Genomic DNA, 3,433 nt, shown 5'->3' on the forward strand with positions numbered 1-3,433 from the left:
ATCCATCTTTATTTATAGAAAAGCTTGATCGTTCATAAAAATCATCAGAACTGCAATTGTTTATTACTTGTTTCTGATGATTTTTTTGATAGTTACGCAAAGATATTCAGGGTATGAATAATTCGGGTTAAAGAAAACTCCAGGGTCTCTACAAATCCTGGAGTTTCTTTCCGTGCTCTATTACTAGAATCAGACAAATCTCCCTGAAAAGATCTATTGCCTTCTTCAGAGAGATCTACGTGTCTTTATTCAATTTCAACAGGGGAGACTTTCTCTCATCAAAGAATTGCCAGCTTACTCATTGAACCTTGCCTCATACTTTTGGTTAAATAGCCCTTGAAGATTAATAGTAGGAATTTTTTGAGCCTTGATAAGATCTTCAGTTGCAGGAGCTAGAAAATCCTCGATTTCCTGTAAAATCTCTTTATCTATTGGTTTTTCTTCCAAATAATCATCAGGAGAATAATAAGTCATAAATTTTCCATTTAGATCAGTGTGGTAAAAGTATAGACCTTTTTTTTACCAACTCTTAGATAGTATCCTCCATATTTGTTGGTGAAATATGCGTTGTTATTAAAATATATAGTATGATCGTGTTCCTCGTCAAAGTGAACATAATCACCATTTGGTTCATTGATGAAGTTTTTATTTTCAACAGCCATAACCAATTCAGGTTTAGCACCTTCTTTTCTAGGCATGTTACTAGCATAATAGACAGAATAGCGGGCTAGATTATATTGAATATAACTATAGATGGAGCCAATAAGAATTATAAACACTCCAAATATTGTCAAATATTTTTTCATTTCCTTTGCCCCTGCAGGTTGCATTTGGGATAGTGACTTTGAAAGACTGCTTAAGATTGGTGAGATAAAGCGATTTTTAGAGAGATAAGAAACCAATTATCAACAAGTCTGGCTACTCGTTAAATCTTGCCTCATACTTTTGGTTAAATAGCCCTTGAAGATTAATAGTAGGAATTTTTTGAGCCTTAATAAGATCCTCAGTTGCAGGAGTTACTATACCCTCAATTTCTTGTAACATCTCTTTACCTAGCGGCTCTTCATTTTTATTGTCAACTATGGATGAATAATTTACAAACTTTCCAGTTGAATCAGTATTGAAAAAATAGAGACCATTTTTTTTACTCATTCCTAAATAATACTCTTTATAAAAATACGTGAAATAAGCATTTTTATCTATATATATAGAAGATGTTTCTGCTTCATCAAAATGAACATTCTCAGTATTTGGCTTATCAATAAAATAAATGTTCTCCAAAGCCATAACTAATTCAGGTTTAGCACCCTCTTTTCTAGGCATATGACTAGCATAATAGACAGAATAGCGGTCTAGATTATATTGAATATAGATGTAGATTGATCCAATAAGAACCATGGACATACTCAGTATAATTACAAATTTCTTCATTTTCCTTATCTCCTTTTTCGACCTCGTTTAGCAGATGGTTTTGGTTTAAAGATTTGGGTAACTTTTGCAACTGCTTTAACTACCGGTTTGGGAACAGCTCTTGCAATTGCTCTAACTATAGGTTTAGCTACAGCTTTGGCGACTCTCGCAATAGGTTGAACAATCGTTCTTTGTCCTGGCGTCATAACTTTATTAGTTGGTTTAGCAACTGTTGGAGTTGATTTTACAGTTCTGCGAGTAGCAGCATATTGAATTGGTTTAATGAATTTATTTTGGATGGTGTTTGAACCTTGTTTCATCATTTTGACAAGTGGTGCTGTTTTTTGAGCGATTAATGTGACGGCCTTTCTCGCTATCGATAAAGCAGGTTTACCAATTCTAGTTTGGTAGGCTTTTTTTACTTTTGCAATGCTAGCAGATACCGTACTCCTAATAGAGTTCGCTGTGTTTTGTAATGGTTTAAACACATTTTTTTGAAGGAATTTGCCTGTATTTTTTAGTGCATACTGAGTTAGTTTTTTTGCTGTCTGTAATGGATGTTTGCTTGCACGATCAAAAGATCCTTCAAAAACAACTTGGTCTAGTAGGCCTAAATTTTCACCAATATGTTTAATGCCTCGTTTTGTAAAAATACCATAAAGCCCTAGACCTACTCCTCCAAGAGTTAAGGTTGAAAACACGATCTCACTAGCTAGATTAAGTTTAGCTGTTGTTTTATCAGAACCATATACTTCATACAATAACTGAGTTCGCTTGGTTGTCAAATCTTGACTATAGTACTGAAGAAGTCGTTCATCAAGTGGTAAATCCTTATATTTCGGATGTCTGGCAAGAATAATTGCATCCATATCAGACAAATAGTCTTTTACACTTGTATTGGTAAATAAATCACCAACCAGAGAGTTTTGTTGAAGAAGGATATTCCTTTTCGCACTATCAGTCTGGTTAAAAGCAGACCACAAAAGAGTTGCGGGATTGGCGAATGGATTAACTAAGGGCTGAACAGCTAAACACTTAATAAAAGCAGTATAGTCAAATACGCCATTTTGCTTTTCAAGTGAAGCTAATGTAGTTAACATATGAGGAAGATCGAGAGGATATTTACTAGATTCATTAGTATGTGAGATGAGCTTACGACCAACACCTTTTTCTATTAATGGTTTAGAAAGGTAAATATTAAATAATTTTTGAAGATTATTATCTTTATATACATCATAGGCAAGTGATTGTGCTACATCACGGTTATAAGCAGATTTATCATTTGGATGTTCTTTTTTTACTTCTTTTCCTACTTTTTTAATATAATCTTTTACAGCTTTTACTTCTTCATCAGTAAATCCTGTATTAATTCCAAACCACTCTCTTCTCTTTTCATCATTTCCTTTACCAGGTTTTGGTTTGTTGTTGTCTGGTTTTTTAGGTTTCCCAGTATTCCCAGAAGGATTATTTGTTACTGGAACTGATAATGAAGGACTTGAATTAGTGTGCTGTGCTGGTATCCAAGAAGGAACATGGTAGGGATAATAAACTGGTGTTGGTGGGGAATAAGTAGGAGTGTAATTGATTTGCGGTCTCTGATTGTACTGTGGAATTGGTGCTGGGTAGGTTCTAGTAGGAACTGGATTGGTTCTAGAAGGTCGTGGTTTTGCTACAGAATTAACTGGTTTTGGTTGATTGTTTGCTTTGGTAGGTATTGTAGGTTTTTTAGGCTTATTATACTCTTTTAGTTTTTCTTTTATTACTGTGTTAGCTCGTCTTGCCGTACTTCAGTACTGTCTACGACTCGCTGCCTTGTACTAAAAGTAAACTAAAACTCCAAGCAGGCTTCGCCTGCTAACTCATGACAGAAAATTAGTTCAGGTATATAATAAAGATGAGCAATACAAATCCGTAAGTTTATTAGGGCTTTGCCGAGCCTGTAACTAAAACTGGATGAATAAGAGTCATGAGATAACTCGAATACGCCTTGAGCGTGAAAATAAAATTACAAAACAGCCTCTTA

Annotated in this window: 4 protein-coding genes; all 4 read right to left on the reverse strand. The window is 34.5% G+C overall.

The genetic code is table 11. The features are described from left to right. Positions 1-294: 294 nt before the first annotated feature. Positions 295-474, reverse strand: coding sequence for a hypothetical protein (locus tag I1A59_RS09100; RefSeq protein ID WP_196092444.1), 180 nt, complete (start codon positions 472-474; stop codon positions 295-297). An 11-nt stretch (positions 475-485) separates the two neighbouring features. After that, the gene (locus I1A59_RS09105) at positions 486-806 is read right to left on the reverse strand and encodes a hypothetical protein (RefSeq protein ID WP_196092445.1); all 321 of its coding nucleotides are present in this window, start codon (positions 804-806) and stop codon (positions 486-488) included. A 112-nt stretch (positions 807-918) separates the two neighbouring features. Further along, the gene (locus I1A59_RS09110; protein WP_196092446.1) at positions 919-1,431 is read right to left on the reverse strand and encodes a hypothetical protein; all 513 of its coding nucleotides are present in this window, start codon (positions 1,429-1,431) and stop codon (positions 919-921) included. A 5-nt stretch (positions 1,432-1,436) separates the two neighbouring features. After that, positions 1,437-2,510: a hypothetical protein gene (locus tag I1A59_RS09115; protein WP_196092447.1), complete on the reverse strand. Its 1,074-nt coding sequence runs from the start codon at positions 2,508-2,510 to the stop codon at positions 1,437-1,439. Positions 2,511-3,433: the final 923 nt, after the last annotated feature.

The sequence above is a fragment of the Streptococcus sp. NLN76 genome (assembly GCF_015686645.1).
Taxonomy (GTDB): Bacteria; Bacillota; Bacilli; order Lactobacillales; family Streptococcaceae; genus Streptococcus.

Bases quoted from the DNA above. Each gene is read 5' to 3' on its own strand.
- I1A59_RS09100 (WP_196092444.1), bottom strand. From the start codon at position 474: ATGACTTATTATTCTCCTGATGATTATTTGGAAGAAAAACCAATAGAT.
- I1A59_RS09105 (WP_196092445.1), bottom strand. From the start codon at position 806: ATGAAAAAATATTTGACAATATTTGGAGTGTTTATAATTCTTATTGGC.
- I1A59_RS09110 (WP_196092446.1), bottom strand. From the start codon at position 1,431: ATGAAGAAATTTGTAATTATACTGAGTATGTCCATGGTTCTTATTGGA.
- I1A59_RS09115 (WP_196092447.1), bottom strand. From the start codon at position 2,510: ATGTTAACTACATTAGCTTCACTTGAAAAGCAAAATGGCGTATTTGAC.